Below are 25,552 nucleotides of genomic sequence, written 5' to 3' on the forward strand. Positions count from 1 at the left end.
TATCAGAAGTTTGGCCTGTTCACATCGAAAGAAACGATTCTGCTGCCCGCAGTGCCATCGGGGGTAATGCCCTGGATCACCACCTGGTAATGGCCTGCCTGGTCGGAAGTGTAAAACTCGACCAGTGCTTTTCCACTCTTGTCGGTGGTTACATTAGGCGCCCAGTGCATCAGGTTTCGAAAATCGGCAATACGGCTACCGGTGTTGCCGCTATCGTACTTCGGAGCATAAAACTCCCGCTCTGCCTGCACGCCCTCGTAAGGCATGACAAATACTTTGGGATCGAGTTCAAAACCACCCAGATCGCCCCGGTAGGTAGAGAAACTGACGATTCCTGTAAAAATCATGGGACCCAGGAAATAGCGCGAGCTCAATAGTTCGATCTTCTTCACTTTCAATGGATCCATTTCGATGATCTTGTCTGCATCGAAGACCGGTATACCATCCAGAAGCATCAGCGGATCCGTCGTATAGTAGGTATTCGGAAGGATTTTATCGATCATTCTCAAATGAAACTCTTTCTGCCTTCTTCTCACGAGAATCCCTTTGACATACTCCCTTAAAACCTCCTCCATCGTGGGGAAACGGGTAAAATCATCCAGAAAATATTTCTCGTCCGGCATCCCGAAAAACGGCAAAGAGTCGGTTAGTACAGCTTTCTTTTCAGTGTAAAGCCTCGGAAGATATGCATTGGCAGTCTGCATGTTGATGGAGCGCTTCAGCAGTTGGTTTTCCAGGGTTTTATCAAAAAAGAAAGACGGCATCGGAGCTGTCGAAAATTGCTTCGAGAACGGGCTGGCCACTTCGAAACGGTAGGTCGAATCCTGGCTCAGGTTTGTTTGAAGGGTAATCTCTTTCGGACCCGTAAATTGCCGGACCTCGAACATCAGCTTTCCGTCACTGTCGCTGTAATCCACGTAAAGGCGAGCTGGAACGTCCAGAGATGCCAGGAAAGCATCTATATTCTTTGCGGGCGTGCCGTCGGCCTTGTTCAGGATTCTGCCCGTAATGAAATGTCCGTCATATTCGGGCAAATGCTCGAACGTAACCGGTTGTCCTCCGAAAACCTGGTCCCATTTCAGGCGGCGCCAGCCGTGTGTAAGCATCAGGTTGTCGAGCTGGCGGTCGGCGTCCTTGCCGGTATTCCTGAAATAATATCCGGGATTTTCGACATTCCCTTTCAAATCGGCGGTGAGCCAGAGATAGCTGTGAATATCCGGTTCGCGTTGATACTGGATTGAGTCGTCCAGGTAAACGGCAACCGACAAATTGCTCCATGCCGGCACAGCCTGCCCCACGCTCGCCGACAGATTCATCGCTACTTTCTCTCTAGTGATGAATGTCTTGCCCACCTGGGCGTCAATCGAGAGCTGTTTCTCCGGCCGTTTGAAATACAACCGCTCACAAACCGGTTTCAGCCTTTCGTTGAAAATCGTGATATGCGAAATACCTTCCCCCAGTTTGCCTTTTTCCAGCACAAAAACCGCCCGGCCGTTATTCAATGTCTTTTTGCCAAACATGGTATTCGACTGACGAGTGTGCGTGAGCATGTACACATTCGCGGGACCATCATTTTCGAGACGGGCAGCAACTGTCACTTTCACGAGGGTCGCGGTTGAATCTTTCACCTCCATTACATAACCATATGATGCCGCCTTCGGGAGTTCATATTCGAAACGACGCCCCTTACTGTCGGTAATGGTTGCTTTGTATGCATTGTTTTCTTCCGGCTTCAATGTGAAATATCCGATTCCGTTTACTTCGGGTTCGAACTCACGGATTGTTTCATTCTGCTGGTTCAGCACTACGCCTTTGAACCCGATACCTTTGCCATCCACCCCAACAGCCCTGAACGCTATTTTACTTTCGATTCCGTTTACCCAATGCCCCCCCTCTGGAAAAAACTGGACATCATAATGCAGTTCTTCCTTGGACGCCCTGTCAGGTTCGAACCTGACAAAGGGATTCACGATTGAGATAGGCGTTTCAAAATAGCTGTCCGCACTAAAATTCTTCATCCAGTTGGTATAGCACCGTAATTTATACTGGCCGCTTACAATGGCGGAAGGTATCAGAACGGAACCGTTGCCGCGCCCGTCGAGCATGGCAAATTTGGTTTGGAATACGGCGTTGTTTTCGCTGTCCAGCACTTCCAGATAACCTACTTTACTGAGATCCAGAAAACGGTGTGTCGATCCATTCAGGTTATATGCCTTGAACCAGATGGATTCGCCAACAAGGTAAAAGGGCCGGTCGATATGTACGTACATCTTCTCCTGCACCGCTCTCTCGGTGTACAGTCCGAACCGCTGCTGCATGGATGCCAGCATGGCGTCATCCTGGGCGTAAGAACGGCCAGAAAGAGCCAGGGCCAGCCAACAATAAATAAAAGTCCTGAGTTTCATTCTATTTTCAAATCATGAAATTGATCATTCCCAAAATGACGGCTTCGTGGTTGTCCCTCCCTGCGACCTGCAATCTGCACAGGATTCCGACGTCGACAGGTAACCGCTCTTCGGCTCGCCCATGTAGTAACTCAGCAACACGCCGCTTCCTTCGAGCGCGTCTTTCGGAGTGAGTGTATCGGGTGCCTGGCATCGTGGGTAGGCGCCAAGCGCTTCTTTTATAAAAATGCGTTTCTTTTGCTCCTGCGCCGCGCTGAAGTACCCGAAAACCAGTTCCTTGGCATTTGCTTTATTTTTGATATTCCCCGTTACCTGTGAAGGCTGTGGGTCAAAAAGGCTTCCCGTGCCCTGCGTGGTCTTGGCCAGGTCCGTCCAATATTCGAACGCCTCGCGTGTCAATCCATATTGCCTAACCAGGATGGTATAGCCAAAGTAAAGCTTGTTGGTATTGATGTCGATGATATTAACCGGCACATCACGGATAATGTCCTGACTCAGCTTGATGGTGGAGCCCAGCTTGATATCTTTCGATTCCAGTGTCCGCCAGCACACATTGATGTTGTCCGATCTCGGAATGATCTGCTTATTGGGAATATCTCGCGTCAGACTAGAATAATATGGCATTCGGTACTCATAGGTTTCCTCAAAGTTCCACCGATAAAACCGCGTTGCATTGGATGGGTCATGTGTGTTGATATACACCAGCATCGCATTGCGGTTGACATCTATCCGATGGGTAATACTATCGATCGGCGGCGTCTTGCTCACTACGACGTAATCCGACTCGTAATCTCCGCCATTCCTCAGCCTGACATGCAGCCGGTATTTTGTGTCCTGGTCAAACCCTGCCGGTGGCAGCTTGTACAGTCCATTACCGGTTTCCTGGAAAAGATAAGTTTCTCCATTTTCGGCCTCCACGGTTATCGACGCACCGGATTCGGTAACCACTGGTTTGTCGTCGTTTGTATTCTGGGTACGGCTAAGCCGGATGCTACTTGTATCTCCATTCACATTGAGGAAGCCATCAACCACCAGATAGGTTTCAGGATTGTTTACTTCAGGTGGGGAAAACGGATCGATACAACTATAGATAGTCAATCCAATGCCCATCAATAACCCGGACAGCAAAAATCTCGGCGAATTCGCTTTCCGGAAAATACGCTTGCACTTTGCCTGTTCGATGAAGTTTATTTCTTTCACAATTTCTATTACTTATAAATCACTACCAAAATGACGGACGCTCTGTATTTCCACCTTCCAGCCGGCAATCCGTGCATGAGTGCGGCGCCACCAAAACAGAATCTGCACGAAAACCCCAGTAAGTCAGAAGGAGTTTCGGCGTATTCAGCGCACATTCCACCTCGTCGCGTCCCGAGCAACGCAGCGGGATCGTGTCGGGCTCCGTGCAGCGCGGAAACATCCCAAGCCGCGGCGTGATGGTGAGCCTTTTGGTTGCTTCTGTCGATGCGCTGAAATAGCCAAATACCAGGTCCCTTGCATTGGCGACATTCGAAATGTTACCCGTCACCTGGGATGGTAAAACGTCAAAAAGGCTTCCCGTGCCCTGCGTGGTCTTCGCGAGAGCTGTCCAGTACTCGAATGCCTGCTGCGACAGCCCATACTGTTTTACCAGGATACTGTACTTGATATATAGCTTGTTGGTGGAAATCGGCACCCGGTTGAGCGGCAGGTCCTTGATTACATCGCTACTGAGTTTGATCGTACTGCCCAGTAAAATACTGCCGGATTTCGCCCTGCCCCAGCACTTATTGATATTATCCCTCCGCAAAACCACCGAGTCGTTCCTGACTTCCAATGCAGAGTAATAAGCTGACTCATACTCCCAGGTTTCTTCGAATTTCCAGCGGTAAAACTGTGTTTTGTTTTGCGTATCATGCGTGTTCACGTAGAAAACCGCCGCGTTCAATACCGGATCAACCTTGTAGGCCAGGCTGTCGATTTCAGGGGTAATGTTTACTGCTACATATTCAGAAAGATATTCCTGCCCGTTTTTCGTTTTGATCCGCAGCCTGTATTTTCCATTGCGCCCGAATTGCCGGGGCGGAAGTACATACATACCCGCTTCGCTTTCAGACAGTGCAAAGGTTTCTCCGCTTTCTTCTTCTACGGTCAACTGAGCGCCGGTTTCGATTGCGGGGGGGGTATTGACGTTGACATTCTGTGACCTGCGCAGTCCTATCCGGGTCGAATCATTCCCGCCGACATTCAGGAAACCATCCACGACGAGGTAGTTCTCGTCCGAATTGACCTCGGGTGGAGAAAAAGGCTCGACGCAGCTGTCAAACACTACCAGCAGTGCAAAAAAGCCAAGTTTCAGAAACCAGTATCTCATTGCCACCTTTTTAGAATCTGAAATTATAAGTGATGGTAGGGATCGGCTGTCCGAAAATCGAAAGCTGGTATCCATTAACCCTTCCGCCCACAGTCTGGAAATAAACCGAAGTCGGGTTTTTCCTGCCCAACAGATTGTAAACCGCCAATGTCCAGGAGCTATGCGCCAGCTTTTTGATTTTATGGTTCCCTTCAATATTCATCGCAAGGTCGGTGCGGTAGTAATCCGGAATTCGGAATTGGTTGCGGTCGGCATAATACACCCGCTGAGAGCCATCAATGACGTATTTTCCAATCGGCGGGGTATAAGGCCGACCGGTGCTGTATGTAAAGTTGAAAGAAACACTGAACCGGTGCGAAAAGCGATAATTGGAGATCAGTGTAAAATCATGCGGCTTATCATAATTGCTCGGATAGAAGTTCCCGTCGTTGGGTGCATCGGGCGAATCGCGGTCTACTGCACGCAATAATGTCCGTGCATAGGTATAACCCAGCCAGCCGTTCAGTTTTCCGGTCATTTTTTTGATCATAAATTCCACACCATATGCTTTGGCTTTGGTATTGATCACCGCGGCCTCGATATTGTGGTTCATGATCAATGAATCGCCCCCCTTGTAATCCAGGAAATTGCGGATGTTTTTGTAATAACCTTCCAGAGACACCTCAATTTTATTACCCCTGAAATTGCGGTAAAGTCCCAGCGATATCTGATCCCCGATCTGCGGCTTGATATACGGATCGCTGAGTTTCCAGATGTCTGTCGGCGAGACCGTCATGGTGTTTGTCAGCAAGTGAATGTATTGCCGGAGCGTGTTGTAGCTAACTTTCAGAGACAGGTTATCCAGAACACTATATCGCACCGACGCCCTGTATTCGGGTCCGCTGTAGGATTTGATCTTCTTGCCTGATTTGTATTCCTGAACACCTTCCTGGTAAATGTAATCGATGGGGAAGCCAGGCAGGTAGGTATTGACTGTCTTGGGACCGAGGTATTGGAAAAAAGAATAGCGAATACCGGCCGAAATCGACAGGCGCGGACTTACCTCGAATTTGTCTTCCAGGTACAATGCGCTTTCCGTTGCCTGCTCTGCCTCAAGTTGATCCGGCAGGATCAGCGATTCGCTCCCGCGTGGCTTGAAGGAGCCGGGGTGTAGTTTGTAATAAATAGTACTGAGACCAAACTCCAATGTATGCTTCGGATGCAATACATAGCTAAAATCCGCCTTGAAGTTGGATTGATTGATGTCGAATTTCAGATCGAATGAATTAAGGGGCAGACCTTCGGCTTCCATTGCGTACTGGTACTTACTGTGGGCCGCGGTAAACACGCCATACAATCTGGAATTAAAAGTATGTTTCCATTTAATGGAGGCGAGCTGGTTCTGATAGGTGTACAGTGTGTCTCCGTAAAGTCGGAAACGGTCGTCGCTGATGTAGCCGGTCAGAAACAGGCTATTTTTTTCATTGATTTCGTGGCTCAAATGAAGGTTAACATCATAAAACGACGCCGAGCTCTTATTATAATTCTCGTTATCCAACGCCTTGATCACCCAGTTCGAATAGGTCGATCGCCCGCCCAGTAAAAATGAAGTTTTGTCTTTTACAAGCGGGCCCTCCAGCGTCAACCGCCCTGTCACAAGCCCGATTCCTCCGGATGCTACAAATTTCTTTTTGTTTCCGTCACGACTATTTATGTCCAGCACCGAGGCAAGTCTGCCACCGAATTTGGAAGGAATAGTGCTTTTATACAGCTCGACATCCTTCAAAACGTCGGGATTGAATGCAGAGAAAAACCCGAAAAGGTGCGAAGGATTGTAAATAACGGCGTCGTTGTACTGGATAAGGTTCTGGTCCACTGAACCACCACGGACATTCAATCCGGTGCTGTTTTCGCCCACGGACTTAATCCCCGGCAACGTCAATATCGTCCGTAACAGGTCCGTTTCCCCAAAAACCGTGGGGACTTGTTTCAGGTTTTTGATCGTCAGTTTCACGGTCCCCATTTGCGTCCCCACCACGTTTCGGTCCATTCCCGCTTTTACCGAAACTTCTTTCAATGCGATCACACTTTCCCGCATTTCAATGTCCAGCTTGCCGTCGGAATAGAGTATAACCTGGCGCTGCGTCTCCCGCATACCCGTGCTCTTAATACGGACACTCTGTTTACCTCGCGGGATGGTCAGCGCATATTGACCGAGGGCATCGGTGGTGACACCAATCGATGGAGAATTGATAAAAACAGCTGCCCCGATTACCGGCTCTCCCGTAATGGCATTGCGTACATAGCCTGTAATGGTGGAATTGCCTGGCGTGATCCTATGCTTTTTAATACCGATCTCATGCACCTTACTTTCGGCTGTGGACAACAATTTCTCCTTGATATCGCTTTCCGGGCCGGCGTAAGCAATCGTATCCGTTTCCCCTGCTCTATCGGGATTGAATAAACCCGGAGTCAGCTGCGTGATGATTTTCTGTCCTTGCGTAATGAAGATCCTTTTCTGTCCATCGATCGCATATTCAAACTCCGAGCCACGAAAAACCTGGTCGAGTACTTCCCTCAGTGACAGGTTCTGGACGTTCAGGTCCAGTGTAAGACTATCGAACTTTGGCGCATCATAGTAAAAATAGTAACCGGTCTGTGCCTCCACCTGCTTCACGAACTGGTCGAACCGCGCCGAATCGAGCCGCATACTGATCTTCTTTTCAGGGGTATTTTGCCCCATTGAATGATTAGCGGTAAAGAGGCAACAAACAAAAAGGGCTAAGGGTAAAAGTATTCTCATGGGTTGGCTAGCTCGTCATGGGTTGAGACCATCCTGGTAATGGCCATTTCCCGGTTCTTCCGGAATTTGATTTTATTCTCCCGCAATACCTTGCGTAACTCTCGCTTGTGTTCCGGGAACAGGTCCAGAGCAGATCTCTTCGTATGGACCGAATGGTATCGTCCTTCCTTGAACACATAGAAGAAGTTTTTCTCGGGATAGTAAGCAATTACTCTTTTCTCGACAATTTTTTCCTGTCGCTGTTTGGTCCTGCGGACGATGGTCTTCGACTTTCCGCTATATATCACGTCATAAAAACCAGTGCGCATTTGGGGGTTGACATCCTTGCCCGCCTCCATTCTCGCAAAATGGTGATTATCGATGATGAATGAATCCACTTTAACCGTTTGCAAAAGAATATGGTCCCCATTGAAATGCCGGATCACGACTTCATCCTTAAAGATATCATAGAGCATGGGAATGCTATCGAATTGCTGCCCGTCATACAACACCATTCCATTCAGCCAGCGACGCTGTTTAAGGAACTGGTGCTCCTCCATCCGCGCATCGTAAACGAAATATTGCCTTCCGTTATAGAGATTTTGGGATTGATCGGTCGCCTTCTTGTAAAGTGACACAGGATAGGGCGCAACTTCCCTGGCCGAGGAACTACTCGCCAGTGTGCCTTGCGCATAGGGATTCCCTGATGCACAGACAATAAGAAATAAAACAATGGTAAAAATACGCATCTACGCAGTTGATTTTTATTCAATACGTTCTAATGTAGTTGACTTGTTGCAGTACCGGGGCTTTGTACCAAAAGATGTGAACATAAGTTACATACTTCATCTGATAATTAATTATTTTATTTAAAATATTTAATTAATTCTTAAAAGAATCAAATGCTATTTATTTAACGCATAGGTGGCTGTTTCTTCTAATCCCCTAACTTTGGCTTTTTATACGACCACACATTTCCACTCACCTTTATGAAAATTCTGATCACCGGTGGAGCCGGTTTCGTTGGCTCTTCGCTGGCCATCGCACTGAAGACAAACTATCCCGACTACCAGGTTTATGCCCTGGATAACCTCAAACGGAGAGGATCTGAACTGAATATCCCGAGACTAAAAAGGGCAGGCGTAGAATTTGTTCACGGAGATATACGGAACAAGGAAGATTTCGACGCTTTTCCGGCAGTCGATACGGTAATTGAAGCTTCCGCGGAACCTTCGGTGCTGGCCGGACTGGACGGCACCCCTGATTATCTGATCAACACCAACCTCGTGGGTACTGTGAACTGCCTCAATTACGCATTGAAACACAAGGCAGCTTTTATATTTCTTTCAACCAGCCGTGTTTATCCGATCAAAACGATCGAGACATTGAATTTCGTTGAAGAGGAAACCCGCTTCGCATTGTCGGATGAACAGCCCGTACCCGGCGTATCGTCGAAAGGTATTGCCGAAGATTTCCCGCTGAACGGTGCCCGTTCGCTTTACGGAACCACCAAGCTCGCGTCGGAGCTGATTATTCAGGAATATAACGAGTTTTACAACCTCAAAACGGTCATCAATCGTTGCGGGGTGATCACCGGTCCATGGCAAATGGGTAAGGTTGACCAGGGCGTAATGGTGCTGTGGATCGCCAAGCATTATTTCGAACAGCAACTCGGCTACTTTGGCTATGGCGGCACCGGGAAGCAAATCCGGGATATGTTGCACGTTGCCGATCTGTATAATCTCATCGATTGGCAATTGCATAATCTCGACAAAGTGAATGGAGAAATCCTGAATGCAGGCGGCGGTTTTCAAAGCAGCGCATCGTTACAGGAGCTGACCAGAATCTGCCAGGAGGTTACCGGTAAAACGATCCCCATTAAGGTGGTGCCCGAAAACAGGACTGCTGACATTCGTTTGTATGTCACCGACAATACTAAAGTAACCGCACTGACAGGTTGGGAACCCAAAATAGGTATCCGTCAGATCGTGGAAGAAATCACAGCCTGGCTGGCCGAAAACGAAGCCGACCTGGCACCCATATTGAAATAGACTGTAAAGTCACCTCGATTCCCGACTGCAATCACGTTAGTTCAAAGAACTACGCGATTGCAGTCTTTGTTTATAAAACACCCATTGCTCTATGCATCCCTGCGGGTATACACTTCAATTATCAATCATTCGGTCATTCAATCATTAATCATGAAACTCATAGAATGTCCCCGCGACGCCTGGCAAGGCTACCATCCCTTTATTCCAACTGAAACCAAGCTGGCTTATCTCAACCAACTAATCCGTACCGGCTTTGACACCATTGATTTCGGAAGTTTTGTTTCGCCGAAATCGATCCCCCAAATGCGCGACACGGCATGGCTTGCTGATCACCTCGATCTGTCGGGAAGCAATACGAGTATCCTCGCTATCGTCGCCAACGAGCGTGGCGCCGCCGATGCCTGCCAATTCGATCAAATCAGGCATTTAGGGTACCCATTCTCCATTTCTGAAACTTTCCAGATCAGAAACACAAATGCAACCATCGGGGAGTCGTTTGAGCGTGTGAAGCGGATTGCTGGATTGTGCGACCAATACGGGAAAGAAATGGTCATCTACATTTCTATGGGCTTCGGGAATCCGTACGGCGACCCGTGGGGACCGGATATTGTAATGGAATGGGTGGAAAGGCTGTCCGCATTGGGCGTGGGGACATTTTCGCTGGCTGATACCGTGGGAGTCGCCCGTATCGAGGACGTCCGTTCTTTGTTCAACACATTGATACCTCATTACCCGGAGGCTGAAATAGGAGCGCATTTTCATACCGAACCTGAAAACTGGCGGGTAAAAATTGAAGCCGCGTATGATGCGGGATGTCGACGTTTCGACGGAGCTATCCTCGGTTACGGCGGCTGTCCGATGGCGCAGGACGATCTGGTCGGAAACATGCCAACGGAACGCCTGATCGAATTTGCCCGGGAACAAGAAGAACTGACTTGTATTGATCCCGAAGAATTCAGGAAGGCCACGTCGATGTTCCGGCAAATAATAGGTTAAATAAAAATGCGCCGGAATAACGGGCACCCGACGCATTGATTCCGTTATTAGAATACCCTTTCAGGCAAATTTCCTTTTCACAATAGCCAGCAGCGCGGTCACAGCCTCGCCGTTTACATCCCAGGCGTATTTGGAAGCATAGCGGTGCCAGATCAGGTTTTCTGCCTCTTCAAAGCTTTTCACCCTGTCGAGTTCATATATTGCCTTGTCGAAATGCTCGCTGTTTCGGTCAAAAAGCTGGTTGACAAACATGAAACGCTGCCCCAAGGGGATGGAGCCCGCAATGTTCTCCACCTTCACAGGCACACTTCCGTAAGCCTTGTCGTCCGAAGGCTGGGGCAGTTCAACCTTGAAGCGACTATTAAGAGAATCTCTTTCGCCGCCAGCGTTAGCCTTCGCAACGATCTCACTGATCACCGCTGATGCCGGTTCTGCACGAGGTGCAGCAGGGCGCGACGTGCTGGGTTCAAGCGCGCTGAATGCGGAATCAAAGAACGATTCGTGCCGATGCGTCGGCTGGGCACCCTTGCTGGTATCCTCGACTTTTAATTCGCTCAGGTTGATCGGGAATATCTCAGAAAACTGTAACAGATATTCCTCGGTATCGTCGACTAGATCAACATTATCCTTAAACTCATACAGCCAGCTCACTGCCTGGGTCTGATACACGGAATCTGATCCACTGTCGGTTAGCCGCCCCAGAAGAGCTTCGGCAATGCCGCGGTGTATATGCGTATATTTCACGAGCTGTTCGGCTTTTGCATGACTAAACTCAGCGTCGGCGACAGCTCTGATCTTGCCTTCAAAATAACTGGCAGGCGCCAGCAATAGCTTTAATGACTCCTTCACTGAATCAGACAGCAGCGGCTCCAAGTCAGCCCTCCTTACTGCTATATGCTGCGACGCTATGTTCATAAACTCTTCCAGCGCGCTTTTTACTTCTTCATTGGAAAAATCAAAGTAAGGACTGCGGAAGGCTTCTGCATTGTTTTTCCATTCTTCAAACAGGCGATTGAGAATACCCAGGTTGACCTGTCTTACGGGTGTCAGTTTTAATAATCCGGCACCGGTAATGACGTCCTGCGACCTGTACACTTCGTTCAAAACTGTCGTTGTGAACCGTGCGGAGTACTGGTTGAGTGCGATTGAATTCAAATTATCCGGCATAACGAATAAGAGCTTTTGGTAACGATGTGTTGGGAAAAATATGTTTGATTTGTAAATATAAAATAAAAATCGACCTTTCAATGGGTCGGTCGGGCACCAAAATATGTTTGTAGAACCATCCCACAAAAGAGAAAATCAAAATCCCCGGACCGGCTGGATCGAAGTCATTTGCGGCTCCATGTTTTCTGGAAAAACCGAAGAACTCATCCGCAGGCTCACCCGCGCCAAAATCGCCCGGCAAAGAATACAGATCTTCAAACCTGCTCTCGATAAACGATACCACGACGAGAACATTGTTTCACATAATGACAATTCCATCCGCTCCATACCCGTACAATCGGCACATCAAATATCGGACCTGGCGCAAAATTGCGAGGTCGTGGGGCTGGATGAAGCTCAGTTTTTTGATGAAGGAATCGTAGCGGTATGCGACCATCTGGCCAACACCGGCAAGCGCGTAATCATCGCCGGACTGGACATGGACTACATGGGTAAACCGTTTGGATGCATGCCCCAGCTGATGGCCATAGCCGAGTATGTCACCAAAGTGCATGCGATTTGCATGGTTTGCGGTGAAGTAGCGTCGCATTCTTACCGCCTTTCGCCCTCCAGTGAGCGCGTGCTGCTTGGCGAAACCGATTTATATGAAGCGCGGTGCAGAAGATGTTTCAACCTCGGCGAAAAAGCCTGAGATCTGTTTGATATGAAAAACCAAAGGTTCCTGATTCTGTCGCTGGCTCTGAATGTGGTCCTGGTCGCAACCTTTTTGATATTCGCCTATATGTATCGTGATAAGATCGCGCAGCGGTTCGTACAGATCAAAGGGCACCCGACGATCGTCATGTACGGCAACTCCATTACCGCACAGGGAAAATGGGTGGAATTGCTGGGCCGGGCTGACGTGATGAACAATGCATTACCGGGGCAAAGTACTTACCATTTCCTGCAACTCATCCAGAGCCATGTTGTGAATCTGCATCCGAAAGTGTGTTTCCTTAAAGGCGGGATCAATGATATTACTGTGGGTGTTTCGCAGGAAAGAATGCAAGCGAATTACCGGGAAATGATTGAAATATTGATCGAAAATCGCATTATCCCCGTTGTGACACTCACGGTTTATGAACAAAATGACCCGATAAGCCAACGGGAGGTCGATCAATTGAACAGCTTTTTGACCCGTTACTGCATAGAAAACGGCATTACTTACATTGATCTGAACCAGTTCATTTCCGACTCCACCGGTCTCAAACCTGCTTATGCCGTCGACAAAACCCATCTGAATACCGAAGCCTATAAAATCTGGGCTCGGGAAATTACCAGGGTTTTAAAAGAGAAAAACATCTGAAACAACAAAAGCCGCTCCATCCGAAGCGGCTTTTGTTATTATATTCAGTTCGATCTTATGCGTTCACCTGGTTCATCACCTCGGTTTGCTTACGGATCGACTCCATGTGAACGAGTTTGAAAAGCTCATCCACGAGATTTGGATATAGATTCATGCTTCTTCCCCATCCGGCGCGGGTTTCCAGAACCTCACGGAAACGGTCAACCTGATAAGCAGCTACGTTGTTATCACGTTTATATTCCGCCAGTTTCTCAACCAGAGCCATGCGATTTGCCAATGTTTCGAGCAACTCACGGTCCAGGTTATCGATTTTACCACGGATGATTTCCAGTTGTGACTGGTAATCGCTGCCGTAAGACTCTTTACGAACGTGGAGGTCGTGCAACATTTGTCCCAATGCAGCCGGTGTCAACTGCTGGGCAGCATCAGACCAAGCTTTGTCTGGATCACGGTGTGACTCGATGATCAGACCGTCATAGTGCAGGTCAAGCGCACGCTGGGCGATTTCGTACAGGTATGCACGCTTGCCGGCCATGTGGCTTGGATCTCCGATTACCGGCAGTTGCGGGAAGATCGTTTTCAATTCGATAGCGATATTCCACATGGGGGAGTTACGGAACTTGGTTTCCTGAGCATTGGAGAAACCGCGGTGGATAGCACCCAGTTTTTTCACGCCAGCCTGGTTCAAACGTTCCAGCGCTCCTACCCACAGTTGCAGGTCTGGGTTTACAGGGTTTTTTACCAAAACCGGCACGTCGATTCCTTTCAGTGCATCGGCAAGTTCCTGAACGTTGAATGGGTTAACGGTTGTACGGGCACCCACCCAAAGAATATCAACTCCATATTTCAGCGCCAGTTCGATATGTTGAGGCGTAGCAACCTCCACAGCTACGGGCAAGCCTGTTTGCTGCTTCACAGCCTGCAACCATGGCAAAGCTGCTTCTCCCATACCTTCAAAGCTTCCTGGACGAGTCCTCGGTTTCCAAACTCCCGCACGGATTACGTGCGCAAATCCTTCCTCTTTGATCTGGGTTGCGGTTTCTAACATTTGTTCCTCGGTCTCTGCGCTGCAAGGCCCGGCGATTACCAAAGGCTTTCCTTCGGTATTGATCCAACTGCTAAGCGGTAGGATATCTAGAGAAGCATTCATACTCAAAAACTTGTCCTTTAAAAAAATTGATAATTGTAATATTTTGATCCGGTATTATGCGTATTTCTTGGATTGACGTACATTTGATGCCGTAAAAGTCAATCAACTTCTTAACGTGTATTACTTTCTTCCTGTGTTTTTATAATCATTTGTTAAACAGTTGCCCAGGAAAAACGTACATCAAAAATGGCATATCCGTCACCAAAAGACCAAATACCTGTATTTTTTGAAGATACTTCCGTTGCCTTCGCCTCCAAATCAGACGCTAAACTAAGGAAGACATACTGGTTATTCAGCCTTATGAATCAGGCTCGAGTGGTAAATTTAGGCACTTTTTTTATAAAGCTCGCACTAAAACTTAACTTACCTATAAAAAATCTCATCCGAGTCACCATTTTTGAACAATTCTGTGGCGGTGAGACGATTAACGACTGTAATCCGACAATCGCTTCCCTGGGTCAGTCGGGTATCGGCACGATACTGGATTATTCCGTTGAAGGAGAAGACAAGGAGAGCAGTTTCGACGCTACCGCTACCGAAATACTGAAAACCATCGATAAGGCCGCGGATTCAAAGACCATTCCGTTTTCGGTTTTTAAGGTAACCGGAGTAGCTTCCTCCGACCTCCTCGAAAAAGTGCAACGTAAAGATCCGCTGTCCGGGGAAGAGCAGGCGGCCTACCGGCGTGCCGCGCAACGTGTGGAACGTCTGTGCCAGCATGCGCATGCATTAGGTGTACGGATCTTCATTGATGCGGAGGAAAGCTGGATACAGGGCGTGATCGACGATCTTGCGTACGAAATGATGCAGCAGTTTAACCGCGAAAAAGCGATCGTATACAACACTTACCAGCTTTACCGCCATGAAACGCTTGAGAACCTGAAAACTGCATTTCTAAACGCCAGACAAAAAGGGTATTTTCTCGGCGGCAAACTGGTACGCGGCGCCTATATGGAAAAGGAGAGGCTCCGTGCACGTGAAAATGAATATTTCAACCCTATTCACACTTCCAAAGAAGCTACCGATACTGACTACAATCTTGCGATCGACTTCTGCCTCGATCGCCTCGAACACGTCGCTATTTGTCTCGGAACGCATAATGAGTACAGCTCCCAATATTGTGCGATCAAGATGAAGAAACTCGGCATTGCCCATGCAGACGACCGGATCTGGTTTGCACAGCTACTGGGCATGAGCGACAATATCTCCTATAACCTGGCCAAGGCCGGCTACAATGTAGCCAAGTACGTCCCCTATGGCCCTATTGATGCCGTTTTACCCTACCTGATCCGTCGTGCGGAAGAAAACACCTCGATTGCCGGACAAAGCAGCCGGGAGTTTTTGTTAGTTAAAAGCGAATTGAAGAGAAGAGGAATCGGTTCTTTATAAGTAAGTTATTACTTTCGCATTCTGAAAATCGTCAATTGTATTAAAAACCGAATGAACCAATCCAGAAATCCAGCTCCCTACCTCATTTTCAGTATTATCCTTATCGGTATTGATCAGGCTTCCAAACTTTTGGTTCATAAATACATGCAACCCGGCTTTTCCGGGCAGATTGCGCTGATCGGAGACTGGTTTAAACTGCACTATGTCCTTAATCCGGGAATGGCTTTTGGAATGCAGCTTGGACATGAGTACGGCAAGCTTTTCCTTACATTGTTCCGGCTGGTAGCCATGGTAGCCATAGGGGGCTACATGATCCATTTGGCGAGAGCGGGTGCCTCCAAAGGCCTGCTCTGGGCGCTGGCGATGATTCTGGCCGGCGCAGTTGGAAATGTTATCGATAGTACATTTTATGGTGTATTGCTGGATAATGCGCCTTATGGCTCCCCTACCCCATGGTTTCACGGGCAAGTCATTGACATGATTTTCGTAGATTTCTGGGAAGGTTTTATTCCCGACTGGGTACCGGTCTGGGGCGGGCAATACTACTCCACACCGATTTTTAACATTGCCGATTCCTGCATTTTCCTGGGAGTGTGCAGCATTCTGATATTCCAGGGAAGCTTCCATTCCGCCACGCCTCATCCCGATGACGAGGACACGCCGGAAGAGGATATCAACGGGAATCACGAGCCAGAATCTCCACAAAGTGAAACGCCTGTAACCGACACCACAGAAACCGGAGCAGAGAATGAAGCTCCGACAGCTACTTCCGCTCCGCAGGACGATAATGAAAACAAAAAAGAGAGCTGATCGCTCTCTTTTTTGTTGCTATACAAACCCTATTTTTCTCAATTCTCATCTTTGGTATAAGGAACAAAATCCTTGAATGCTTTTTTGATCGCATTGTCGGTCGCCTCTTTCTTATTCTCCCAGTTCGCATCCAGTTCCAATGCCACAAGTCCGCTGAGATTCATCAACGCTTTGAACTCGTCCAGCTTCCTGATAAAATCAGGTTGCCGTCTGGCCGATTTCTGTCCGTACTCCCGCGCGAACACGTCGCCTTTGTTTTGCAGTTCGTTTTTCTTCTGCATCACGTAGTTGAACCTATCCAGCAAACCATTTACAGACTTACCGATCACCTCTGTGGCTTCCAAAGTACCTACCGTTGCAACAGTTGTGCCACCGATGGTAGTGATGTAGCCTCTGACATTCTGATCCGTCTTTGCAATTACAGGAGCCAAACCGGTTGTCGCTCCAAGTGACGCATTAACAAGCGATCGGCTACGCTTACCTCTTTTTGCCCTGGAATATGCCTTCTTCAGTTCTCCTTCCTTTTCAGTCATCTGTTCAAGCAATCCCCATGCATTTACCAACGCTCCCCTGTACAAATTATAAACGTAAGTATCACGCAGACTCTCATCCACGGTATTCTTAATGACGAACTTCACTGTACGTTCTTTTTTGTTTTGGGCTTTATCCAAAACATAGAAGGTAATGTTGAATGCCAGTGTATCAAATGGATCCTTTACAAATTCGAAACCAGGCTCCCAGATAAACTCATAACTTGTCGGAGTGTTCTTTACTAATGCACCGGCAGGAACCCTTTTATTCTCAGAAATAAAATTGAATGTCGTAATATCATCCTCTCCATTAGGATCCGACAATGTAAACCGCAAATTGATACGGTTGTTTTCAGCACTGCGGATGACCGAATTCTGCGGGATGATCGTGAAGTCGGGTGCCAGATCCATTTGGGTGACATCCAATTTCAAACGCCCCTTGGTCCTCGTCTTGGAGGGTTGATCTTCTATATAGAACTCCATATACCTCGGGCCTTTCTTCAAAATACTGAATTGGGCGATGGATGGCTCCCAGGTAATTTCACCTGCGGCAGAAAGCTTCATCCCTTCCGGCATTTCTTCCAGGATAGGCACAAAGACGATAGGGTCGCCATCCGGATCGCGGACCGCACCCATGTCAATTTTATACACATTCTGTGTTTTATACTGTACGTAGAAGGGCTGCAACTCGTCCACCTGAGGTGCCCTGTTCACATGGTTTACCTTGAAAACAATCTCTCGGGAAACGCTTTCCCCCGCGGCATTTTGCGCTTCGAATACGATCGGGAAAGATTTGGTGGTGTTGATACGGTCCGCGATGTCATAACCCGGTGTCCATACGAAGTGCCCGGTCGAGTCAAACTTCATATCTTTTGTCAGGCCGCTGGCTACATTATAGCGGGCGGAGTCGCTCTTTCCACCCCTGACTTGTAAATGGAAGTTAACTTCTTTCCCTTCATATAAGACATTCCATTCGGGTTCGGCAGGGAATATAAGTTGTAGAGGTCCTGTTGAGTTGTTCTTCATATTATCCTGCCCCTGAACCCTGGAAACAAAAAAAACGGGTATAAGGAGAATCAGTATTTTATGAATTTTTCTTGTTAGCATAACATCAAAAATATAATTAATCCGATGGGTGAGCAGATACTTAGAATTAAACGCAAAACTAGCAATTCCTGTATAGAATGCCCTGCGATTAGATGCAAATTTAAAATGTCCTGAAAGCCGCCCGGCCTATGAAACGCGATTTGTACTTTTCGAATATAAGCACTTTCAAAGGTGTATAACAAAAATAAGTCCTAAGCGCGCTTATGTCCAATGCAAAAGCCGGGGTGCAGTCATTTAGAAGACTGCACCCCGGCTTTTTAAGTTCAATATTTTCTCTATTATTTTTTCTTAGGAGTCGTCGCTGGTGCGGTTGTAGCTGGCGCACTTGCCGGTTTAGCCGGGGTCGTTGCGGGAGCTGCAGCCTCTATCTTGTCCGGATCCACTCCCAACTTTCTTAGGATCAGATTCGTCGCATTGTTCTCTTCCGACGCCGCGAACAGGATAATAGGCGTTGTTCCTGCACCTGCATCCATATTCAGAATGTAAAGGAAACCGCTTTCTTTGCCCACTTCCTGAATAGCATTATTCACTTTTGTCAGGATCGGTTCCAACAGCTGTTGCTGCTTGGTCTGCAAAGAAGTCTGTGCATTGTTACGCATTTCTTCGATTCTGGTTGACAGGTTCTGCAGTTCCTTTTCTTTATCGGCGCGGATCACGTCCGTCATATTAGCCCCATTTTTTTGATAGGCCTCATATTTCTCCTGAGCCTCTTTGTATGTCTCCCCAATTGCTTTGTCCAACTGTGCTTTGGTTACTTCCAGCTGGTTCTGCATTACTTTACTTTCAGGCAATTTGCCAATTATATAGTCGACATTGGTATAACCGATTTTAGTAAGTCCGCTTGCAGGGGTAGTTTGGGCTAAGATAGGGGTGGTGATTATGGTCATCAGGACCAAAAAAGCCATCAATTTTTGTTTCATTGCGCTGTTACTTATTTAAGTTTACTGGTTGTACTTTTTTGTTTTTTGGTGAGTTTTGAGTAGGTGTCGGCTGTTGTGCAGGTTGCTCCGGTTTGGCGTTTTTATCAGCTGGTGCCGCTCTGTTCGCTTTTGGATCAATTCCCAGCTCCTCCATCACATAATCTGAATAGTCGTGCTTGGGATTCGTATAAAGCATTCCGATATCACTGGATTTATCAAACATGAAATCGAGCCTACGCTGACTGCAAACCTTGGTTACCGCCCGTTGCACTTTTTCCAGAACCGGCTTCATGAGCTCCTTTTTTTTCTGGAACATCAATCCTTCCATACCAAAAATCTTACTGTTGTACTCTCCCGCTTCGAGCTCTTTCTCCTTTATTTCATTCTGCCTCTTTCGTTTGAGTTCATCCGTTAATAAGATCTCCTCCGCCATGTATGCGCGTTGCATACGATCAATCTCCGCAATCTTGTCCTGGATTTCCTTGGCCCATTTCTCGGAGAACTTCTTCATCTCCGTCTGTGCCGCCTGATATTCCGGCATTTTACTGGTTATGAATTCCATGTCTGTATACCCAATCTTCTGGGCATATATAGATGAACTACATAGAATTGACAAAACTAGTAAAATAAAAATCTTCTTCATGCCAAGCCGCTAATAATTTGCAAACTTCTTAACGAAACTCTTACTCAGAATATTATCTGATTTGTTGACCTATTGTAAAGTGGAATTGAGGTCCGCTCCTGGTCGGTGACCCCTGGATTTTATCAAATCCATATCCCCAGTCGATCCCCAACAGACCGAATGCCGGCATAAATATTCTCGCACCGACACCAGCCGACCTTTTCAGATCAAATGGATTGAATTCCTTGTAGGTACCCCAGTTGTTACCACCTTCCGCAAAACCTAGTATGAAAATCGTCGCCTGAGGGTTCAGTGAAACAGGGTAGCGAAGTTCCATTACATATTTGTTATAAACAATACCTCCACCCGACGCCGGATAACCGTTCTGCGCTAATGGTCCTACCTTTTGATCCTGATAACCGCGCAAACCGATAATGTCCTGGTCAGCCAGCGAGAATGTGCCCTGACCTGCAAGCCCTGAACCGCCCAGAATGAATCGACCGAACGGACTGTAACCTACCTTGCTGCCATATGCTCCCAGGAAACCCATGTGTGCACGTGTACTGAGCACAAGTTTGCCTACGATGGTGGCGTAGTAACTCGCATCGAACATCCACTTGTGGTATTCTACCCAACGATAGGTATCGGTTTTATCCGAGAATGCTTTCTTCCGGAACAGCGAATACGGTGGTGTGAATGTACCACTCAACGATATATTACTTCCGCTTCTCGGGAATTGGAAGTCACTCAGAGTATTCCGCGAGATCGTAGTATTGAACGAAATGTTGTTGGAGTTACCCGTGCTGTAACCAATTCGGAAAATATCGAGGCTGTCGAGGCGGTAGCGCTGATAGGATAATGAGTGTGTCATGACTAGGTAACGGTCTGGTTCTTTCAGACGGCGTCCCAATGAAAGGGTAATCCCATTGTTGTAGTACCCCCCACGGTAGTTGACCCTTCCGGAAGCCGCTCCCGTATTGTAGCCGTAATAGGAGCTCAGGTCTGTCATACGGTACACCGTACGCTGGAACGACACACCGAAGTTGATAGGCTTCTTGCCTCCCAACCATGGCTCACTGAAAGAGAGCGAATAGGTTTGGTACTGCTTTCCGTTCGCCTGGAAACGCAATGAGAGTTTCTGGCCATCACCGGATGGAAGCGGTCGCCAAGTTTCCCGGTTTGGAATGTTCTTGATCGAAAAGTTATTGAATACCAATCCGAGCGTTCCAACGAATCCGATATATCCGCCCCATCCACCGGATAATTCGATCTGATCGGAAGGTTTCTCTTCCACTGTATATTCAATGTCCACTGTCCCGTCCGACTGGTTCGGGATCGGGTTGATCTGGATCTTTTCAGGATCGAAGTACCCCATCTGCGACAGCTGGCGCTGTGTGTTGATAATCTCCGTCTTGCTGAATTTCTGTCCCGGCAGTGTGAATAGCTCCCGCAGTACTACTCTGTCACTGGTTTTAGTATTGCCATTGAGAAGAATACGGTTGATCGTAGCCTGCTTACCTTCAAACATCCGGAGTTCAACATCGATAGAATCTCCGTCAACAGCTCTTTCCGTTGGCTCGATATGAAAATAGAGGTAGCCGTCGTCCATATAAATGGAACTGACGTCGGCTCCGGGAATGCCATTGATCTTTTTATCGAGTTCCTCCGGGTTATACACATCTCCTTTTTTCACACCCAGGCGGTCGCTCAGGTACTGTGATGTATACAGATAATTACCCGACCAGGTGATGTTGCGGTAATAGTATTTCTGCCCCTCATCGATTTTCATATCGATGCTGATCGTCTGATCGCCGTTCTTAATGGTATCGAATTCGATTGTAGCATCGCGATAACCGTTTTTCCGGTAGTATGCGATCAGCTTCTCTTTGTCCTCGTCATACTTCTTGGGAATATATTTGGAAGGGTTGAAAAGCCGGCCAATACGTCGCTGTTTCGTGCCTTTCATTTTCCGTTTCAGCAGCTGATCGCTGATCGCGGTATTTCCCTCAATATTGATCTTCTGAATTTTGACCTTTTTGCCCTTGGTGATGGCGAAATTGAGTGTAGCTTGTCCACGTGTCGAATCAGGGATCTGAAGCACCTTTACTTTGGTGTAATAGAAACCCTTATCCATATAGTACTTCTTAATGACCAGCTGGGTGTTCTTGATGATCGTAGGAGTGATTACCCGTCCCTTGATCAGTTTTACCTTGTCGTTCAACGTTTCCCGCTCTCCTTTACGGACCCCCGAAAACGAAACTTTGTAGAGCCTGGGCCGCTCCTTGATATGAATATTCAGCCAAATTTTTTCGGCCTCGACTTTCGTAGCCATGATCTCCACATCGTCTAAAGTACCAAAATCCATCATTTTCTTGATGGATGATGTCACTGCGGGACCGGGAATCCTGATCTTGTCACCTGGTTTCAACCCGGAAATGGATATCATGGAATTCGGATCCAGAAACTGAGTGCCCGAAACGGTTACTTCTGCAATAGTGTATTCCTTGGGGTCTGCGGGATTAATACCCAGATTGGTCGCTGCCGTTGTGGGCTTCGATGCGCCCAATCCCACGCGCTGCGCCTGCACAGAGAAGCAGCAACACAACAGCAACAGAGCAGAAAGACCTTTGAGATGTGCTAATGATTTATTCAAATTTTTCACTCGGTTCATATAGTTCTACTTAGCACCATTCGCTTTGATTTGTTCACCCGTTTTTCCGAAACGCCTCTCCCTGTTCTGATAGGACAGAATCGCCTCGTACAAATGCTCCCGGCGGAAGTCGGGCCAGAAAAGATCTTCATAAAAATACAGCTCAGAATATGCAAGTTGCCAGAGCAGGAAGTTGCTGATCCTGTGATCCCCTCCCGTCCTCAGCATCAGATCGACTTCCGGACGAGGAGCTGTCGACAGATTGGCAGCGATCAACTCTTCATTGACTTCCGCGGGCTGTACCACTCCGTTCCGTACGTCTTCTGCAATCTTCCTGGCAGCCTGCGTAATATCCCACTTACCACTATATCCTAATGCAAGGATCAGGTTGAGTCCGGTATTTTGGCGTGTCGCTTCAATTGCTTCTGCCAGCTGTCTTTGGCAACTCCGGGGAAGGCTGGCCATATCTCCGATCGTATCCAGTTTTACATTGTTTTTCTGCATCGTCGGCAATTCATTACCGATGGATTGCACCAACAACTCCATGAGTGCCTTGACTTCAAATTCCGGACGTGCCCAGTTCTCCGTCGAAAAAGCATACAATGTCAAAAAAGAAACCCCGAGCTCTGCACACCCTTCTGTCACCTCTCTCACGGCCTTAATCGCATTGCGATGGCCAAAAATCCGTGCTGCTCCCTGATTTTGAGCCCATCGCCCGTTACCGTCCATGATAACGGCTATGTGTTTTGGCAGATTGCCCGTATCAATGAGCTCCTTCATTACTCCTGACTCCTTTTAACCTTTTTTAACAAACAAAAACAACAATATCGAAGCGCGTTGTCAATTCGGGATGAATTTTTAGCTACCCCGGGTTTTCAGGAATCACTTTGCTCGCTGATAAATACGCAACAGCCGGCAAATCTGTGCCGAAATTTCGTATAATTCATTGACGACCCCATCCCAAACTACCTGAAACTCGCTGATAAACAGTGAATTAATACTCGAAAATAACAATGGAAATTTAAACGAGGGCGCAATTTAGGAATAAGTATCAGGTCTTCAAAATGAATATTCCGATGCATCCGGGAAGCAATTCGTTTAATTATCAAGAAGATGACGGATTGTTTCGCCATAGGTACTGCCACTTGTAACCTGGGAAGCCTTGCGATCGCGCATGATGATCACGTACTTTCCATTAAAATGTTTTTGGATTTCCTTGATATGATGCGAGTTGACTATCCCGGCCCGGCTTACGCGAAGATAATGTTGGGGAAGCTTTTCTTCGAGCGAAGTAAGCGTATAATTAAGAAGGTACTTTTGTCCGTCGAGCGTATTGAGGAAGACGTATTTTTCTTCTGCTTCAAAATGTGTGATCTCCGTCATCGGAATCAGCAGAATGCGGTCACCGGTTTTGACTGACAAAGAAAAGATCTCTTTTTTCGGTTTCATTTCTTCCAGTAATCTCAGCAGGTTTTCGGAATATGGATTGAAACCTCCGGCCTGACCTCTACCCGCATTGGCAATGTTCCGGATCTTTTCGATCGTCTTCATCAGACGATCATTTTCGACTGGTTTTAGAAGATAGTCAACGGAATTTTCCTCAAAGGCGCGGATGGCGTATTGGTCATAAGCCGTTGAAAATATCACCAATGGCATTCTTGTCAATTTTGAAAGCATTTCAAAACCGTTCAGTAATGGCATTTCGATATCCAGGAAGATTACATCCGGGTTGTGTCTGTCTATTTCTACCAACCCCTCCGCACCATTCTTCGCCTCCGACACAATGGTAAAAACATCGGGGTGCTTTTCCAGCAGCCGGCGCAGACGGTTCAAAGCGAGAGATTCGTCGTCGATCAGGATGGTTTTAAGAGGAAACTGCATGATTGGATTGCTGATGTTGTTCGATAGCTGATTTCTGAATGGCAATATTAACCGATTTATGGGGTTCGTTTTTGAGTTCCAACCGGGCATTGTCACCATAGAGCAATTTGAGTTTGTCCTGAATGCTGCGCATGCCGTATCCGGCACCCATGGTTTCGGAGAAAGCCGGACCATTGTCATGGACACAAAGGTGAAGCCATTGGTCCTGCTCATAAATTTTCACAACGATGTTGCCCTGTTCCGCCATGCGTGAAATACCATGCTTGATCGCATTCTCCACAATGGGCTGCAAAATGAATTTAGGTACCTGGAGGCTTTTCAGTCCCTCATCTGTCACTTCCACATTAAACCGCAGCCGCTCACCGAACCGTACTTTTTCCACCTGCAGATAGGTTTCCACCATTTCGAGCTCGTTCTCGATCGTGTCGAAATAGTCGCCCGTTTTACGGCCGGTCGTGTATCGGAAGAGCTTCGAGAGCAGCAGCGTCATTTCCTCCGCTTTTTCAGGGTCGTCGTGCACGAGGCTGGCAATGCTATTCAGGGAGTTATATAAGAAATGAGGGTTAATACGGGCTTGCAACGCATCCAGTTCAGCCCTGGTTTTGAGTTTTTCAAGATTAAGCAACTGATACTCCTGATCCGATATTTTGCGGGAGATCTGACGACCTTCGCGGCTCAGGAAATAGAATACGTTCGCGATGACCACCGGTGCCCAGGCATACCAGTACCATGGCGCATTTTGCGAAGGTTCCGCAGGATAACGCGCGACATAATCCCCCACAATATCAGTGGCGAACAGATGGTAAATACCGAGGCTCAATGCGCTGTCAAACAAGAAGACGACAATCGAAAGAATGATGTGTTTGGCAAGTAAACTCTTGATAATCATATCGAGCCAGGCCGTCAGTCCCTGGGTGACCAGGATCGTAAACACGCCCGTTGCGATGGTGAGCGTCGCGAGGTATTTGTAGAACGTCAGGCGAACCGGTTCCTCAGTAAAAGAAAGTTCGGCAGTGAAATAGGCGATCGCATTGAAACCGTACAATATCACCGCTCCGAGAATTGCCGCTACGAACGTCCCGACCCAGCTCTGGGTTTGAATAATGCCGATCAGACTGAAATCCTGCCAGTTGAACGACTTTTCCTGGGAAGTAAAACTAAAATTGGCCCCCTCGACCTTTGCACCTGTGAGATCAACATCCGAAAGACTGCTGAAACTCAGATCCGCATTGCGAAGATCCGAGTTCCGGAAGGTAGTCCTATCCAGGGCCGTGAAACGAAGTTTGGCATTGCGCAGATTCGCGCCGTCGAAGTTGATGTCTTTCAAACTCGAAAAGCTGAAATCCGCATTTTCCAGATCCATGTTACTGAAATCCCTTCCGTCCAACGCTGAGGCTGTCATGCGCAACGGCTTC

The 25,552-nt window shown here is 47.6% G+C and carries 20 protein-coding genes; 6 read left to right on the forward strand and 14 right to left on the reverse strand.

What is annotated here, in order from left to right:
• Nucleotides 1–2 precede the first annotated feature (2 nt).
• Genes BP71_RS14080 through BP71_RS14100 form a run of 5 tightly spaced genes read right to left on the reverse strand, consistent with a single transcriptional unit; the run spans nucleotide 3 to nucleotide 8,268 of the window.
• Entirely contained in the window at nucleotides 3–2,405 is a 2,403-nt protein-coding gene (locus BP71_RS14080; RefSeq protein ID WP_496380197.1) for a hypothetical protein, read from the reverse strand.
• 24 nt (nucleotides 2,406–2,429) lie between these two features.
• Nucleotides 2,430–3,605: a DUF4249 domain-containing protein gene (locus BP71_RS14085; RefSeq protein WP_496380199.1), complete on the reverse strand. Its 1,176-nt coding sequence runs from the start codon at nucleotides 3,603–3,605 to the stop codon at nucleotides 2,430–2,432.
• A 22-nt stretch (nucleotides 3,606–3,627) separates the two neighbouring features.
• Entirely contained in the window at nucleotides 3,628–4,758 is a 1,131-nt protein-coding gene (locus tag BP71_RS14090) for a DUF4249 domain-containing protein (protein ID WP_496380201.1), read from the reverse strand.
• Nucleotides 4,759–4,768: 10 nt separating this feature from the next.
• Nucleotides 4,769–7,540, reverse strand: a complete 2,772-nt coding sequence (locus BP71_RS14095; protein WP_496380203.1) for a TonB-dependent receptor domain-containing protein — start codon at nucleotides 7,538–7,540, stop codon at nucleotides 4,769–4,771.
• Entirely contained in the window at nucleotides 7,537–8,268 is a 732-nt protein-coding gene (locus BP71_RS14100; protein WP_496380205.1) for a hypothetical protein, read from the reverse strand. Before BP71_RS14100 ends, BP71_RS14095 begins: the two co-directional genes overlap by 4 nt.
• 240 nt (nucleotides 8,269–8,508) lie before the next feature.
• On the opposite strand from BP71_RS14100, the gene BP71_RS14105 reads away from it, so the two are divergent.
• Nucleotides 8,509–9,570, forward strand: a complete 1,062-nt coding sequence (locus BP71_RS14105; protein ID WP_496380206.1) for an NAD-dependent epimerase/dehydratase family protein — start codon at nucleotides 8,509–8,511, stop codon at nucleotides 9,568–9,570.
• Between the two features lie 150 nt (nucleotides 9,571–9,720).
• A complete protein-coding gene (locus BP71_RS14110; protein ID WP_496380208.1) occupies nucleotides 9,721–10,566 on the forward strand; it encodes a hydroxymethylglutaryl-CoA lyase in 846 nt (281 codons plus the stop codon).
• Nucleotides 10,567–10,626: 60 nt separating this feature from the next.
• On the opposite strand, the gene BP71_RS14115 is transcribed toward BP71_RS14110, so the two are convergent.
• Nucleotides 10,627–11,721, reverse strand: coding sequence for a DUF8457 domain-containing protein (locus tag BP71_RS14115; protein ID WP_496380210.1), 1,095 nt, complete (start codon nucleotides 11,719–11,721; stop codon nucleotides 10,627–10,629).
• A gap of 115 nt (nucleotides 11,722–11,836) precedes the next feature.
• Between BP71_RS14115 and BP71_RS14120 the strand changes: the two genes are divergently transcribed.
• The gene (locus tag BP71_RS14120) at nucleotides 11,837–12,424 is read left to right on the forward strand and encodes a thymidine kinase (RefSeq protein ID WP_496380212.1); all 588 of its coding nucleotides are present in this window, start codon (nucleotides 11,837–11,839) and stop codon (nucleotides 12,422–12,424) included.
• A gap of 12 nt (nucleotides 12,425–12,436) precedes the next feature.
• Entirely contained in the window at nucleotides 12,437–13,078 is a 642-nt protein-coding gene (locus BP71_RS14125) for an SGNH/GDSL hydrolase family protein (RefSeq protein ID WP_496380214.1), read from the forward strand.
• Between the two features lie 55 nt (nucleotides 13,079–13,133).
• On the opposite strand, the gene BP71_RS14130 is transcribed toward BP71_RS14125, so the two are convergent.
• A complete protein-coding gene (locus tag BP71_RS14130) occupies nucleotides 13,134–14,228 on the reverse strand; it encodes a chorismate mutase (RefSeq protein ID WP_496380216.1) in 1,095 nt (364 codons plus the stop codon).
• Nucleotides 14,229–14,414: 186 nt separating this feature from the next.
• Here BP71_RS14130 and BP71_RS14135 point away from each other — a divergent pair, with 186 nt between their 5' ends.
• Both BP71_RS14135 and BP71_RS14140 read left to right on the forward strand, forming a co-directional pair.
• A complete protein-coding gene (locus BP71_RS14135) occupies nucleotides 14,415–15,617 on the forward strand; it encodes a proline dehydrogenase family protein (protein WP_496380218.1) in 1,203 nt (400 codons plus the stop codon).
• 51 nt (nucleotides 15,618–15,668) lie between these two features.
• Complete coding sequence (locus BP71_RS14140) at nucleotides 15,669–16,427, forward strand: lipoprotein signal peptidase (protein ID WP_496380220.1); 759 nt, start codon at nucleotides 15,669–15,671, stop codon at nucleotides 16,425–16,427.
• 38 nt (nucleotides 16,428–16,465) lie between these two features.
• Here BP71_RS14140 and BP71_RS14145 read toward each other — a convergent pair whose 3' ends face one another.
• The 7 genes from BP71_RS14145 to BP71_RS14175 all read right to left on the reverse strand — a co-directional run bounded on the left by BP71_RS14145 (nucleotide 16,466) and on the right by BP71_RS14175 (nucleotide 25,539).
• The gene (locus tag BP71_RS14145; RefSeq protein WP_496380222.1) at nucleotides 16,466–18,064 is read right to left on the reverse strand and encodes a hypothetical protein; all 1,599 of its coding nucleotides are present in this window, start codon (nucleotides 18,062–18,064) and stop codon (nucleotides 16,466–16,468) included.
• A gap of 278 nt (nucleotides 18,065–18,342) precedes the next feature.
• Nucleotides 18,343–18,984 carry an OmpH/Skp family outer membrane protein gene (locus BP71_RS14150; RefSeq protein ID WP_496380224.1) on the reverse strand — a complete coding sequence of 214 codons (642 nt, stop codon included), beginning with the start codon at nucleotides 18,982–18,984 and terminating at the stop codon, nucleotides 18,343–18,345.
• A gap of 7 nt (nucleotides 18,985–18,991) precedes the next feature.
• The gene (locus tag BP71_RS14155; protein ID WP_496380226.1) at nucleotides 18,992–19,627 is read right to left on the reverse strand and encodes an OmpH/Skp family outer membrane protein; all 636 of its coding nucleotides are present in this window, start codon (nucleotides 19,625–19,627) and stop codon (nucleotides 18,992–18,994) included.
• Between the two features lie 52 nt (nucleotides 19,628–19,679).
• Nucleotides 19,680–22,277 carry an outer membrane protein assembly factor BamA gene (gene bamA / locus BP71_RS14160; protein WP_496380228.1) on the reverse strand — a complete coding sequence of 866 codons (2,598 nt, stop codon included), beginning with the start codon at nucleotides 22,275–22,277 and terminating at the stop codon, nucleotides 19,680–19,682.
• A gap of 6 nt (nucleotides 22,278–22,283) precedes the next feature.
• A complete protein-coding gene (gene uppS, locus BP71_RS14165) occupies nucleotides 22,284–23,036 on the reverse strand; it encodes an undecaprenyl pyrophosphate synthase (RefSeq protein ID WP_496380230.1) in 753 nt (250 codons plus the stop codon).
• Between the two features lie 318 nt (nucleotides 23,037–23,354).
• Complete coding sequence (locus BP71_RS14170; protein WP_496380232.1) at nucleotides 23,355–24,137, reverse strand: LytR/AlgR family response regulator transcription factor; 783 nt, start codon at nucleotides 24,135–24,137, stop codon at nucleotides 23,355–23,357.
• Nucleotides 24,121–25,539 carry a histidine kinase gene (locus tag BP71_RS14175; RefSeq protein WP_496380234.1) on the reverse strand — a complete coding sequence of 473 codons (1,419 nt, stop codon included), beginning with the start codon at nucleotides 25,537–25,539 and terminating at the stop codon, nucleotides 24,121–24,123. The genes BP71_RS14170 and BP71_RS14175 overlap by 17 nt, the downstream gene beginning before the upstream one ends.
• Nucleotides 25,540–25,552 lie beyond the last annotated feature (13 nt).

This window comes from Dyadobacter ginsengisoli DSM 21015, assembly GCF_059568735.1.

What these genes read in the sequence shown, in the direction of transcription:
- BP71_RS14080 (WP_496380197.1), bottom strand. Translation starts at nt 2,405, where the DNA reads ATGAAACTCAGGACTTTTATTTATTGTTGGCTGGCCCTGGCTCTTTCT.
- BP71_RS14090 (WP_496380201.1), bottom strand. Translation starts at nt 4,758, where the DNA reads ATGAGATACTGGTTTCTGAAACTTGGCTTTTTTGCACTGCTGGTAGTG.
- BP71_RS14095 (WP_496380203.1), bottom strand. Translation starts at nt 7,540, where the DNA reads ATGAGAATACTTTTACCCTTAGCCCTTTTTGTTTGTTGCCTCTTTACC.
- BP71_RS14100 (WP_496380205.1), bottom strand. Translation starts at nt 8,268, where the DNA reads ATGCGTATTTTTACCATTGTTTTATTTCTTATTGTCTGTGCATCAGGG.
- BP71_RS14105 (WP_496380206.1), top strand. Translation starts at nt 8,509, where the DNA reads ATGAAAATTCTGATCACCGGTGGAGCCGGTTTCGTTGGCTCTTCGCTG.
- BP71_RS14110 (WP_496380208.1), top strand. Translation starts at nt 9,721, where the DNA reads ATGAAACTCATAGAATGTCCCCGCGACGCCTGGCAAGGCTACCATCCC.
- BP71_RS14120 (WP_496380212.1), top strand. Translation starts at nt 11,837, where the DNA reads ATGTTTGTAGAACCATCCCACAAAAGAGAAAATCAAAATCCCCGGACC.
- BP71_RS14125 (WP_496380214.1), top strand. Translation starts at nt 12,437, where the DNA reads ATGAAAAACCAAAGGTTCCTGATTCTGTCGCTGGCTCTGAATGTGGTC.
- BP71_RS14130 (WP_496380216.1), bottom strand. Translation starts at nt 14,228, where the DNA reads ATGAATGCTTCTCTAGATATCCTACCGCTTAGCAGTTGGATCAATACC.
- BP71_RS14135 (WP_496380218.1), top strand. Translation starts at nt 14,415, where the DNA reads ATGGCATATCCGTCACCAAAAGACCAAATACCTGTATTTTTTGAAGAT.
- BP71_RS14140 (WP_496380220.1), top strand. Translation starts at nt 15,669, where the DNA reads ATGAACCAATCCAGAAATCCAGCTCCCTACCTCATTTTCAGTATTATC.
- BP71_RS14145 (WP_496380222.1), bottom strand. Translation starts at nt 18,064, where the DNA reads ATGCTAACAAGAAAAATTCATAAAATACTGATTCTCCTTATACCCGTT.
- BP71_RS14150 (WP_496380224.1), bottom strand. Translation starts at nt 18,984, where the DNA reads ATGAAACAAAAATTGATGGCTTTTTTGGTCCTGATGACCATAATCACC.
- BP71_RS14155 (WP_496380226.1), bottom strand. Translation starts at nt 19,627, where the DNA reads ATGAAGAAGATTTTTATTTTACTAGTTTTGTCAATTCTATGTAGTTCA.
- bamA (WP_496380228.1), bottom strand. Translation starts at nt 22,277, where the DNA reads ATGAACCGAGTGAAAAATTTGAATAAATCATTAGCACATCTCAAAGGT.
- uppS (WP_496380230.1), bottom strand. Translation starts at nt 23,036, where the DNA reads ATGAAGGAGCTCATTGATACGGGCAATCTGCCAAAACACATAGCCGTT.
- BP71_RS14170 (WP_496380232.1), bottom strand. Translation starts at nt 24,137, where the DNA reads ATGCAGTTTCCTCTTAAAACCATCCTGATCGACGACGAATCTCTCGCT.
- BP71_RS14175 (WP_496380234.1), bottom strand. Translation starts at nt 25,539, where the DNA reads ATGACAGCCTCAGCGTTGGACGGAAGGGATTTCAGTAACATGGATCTG.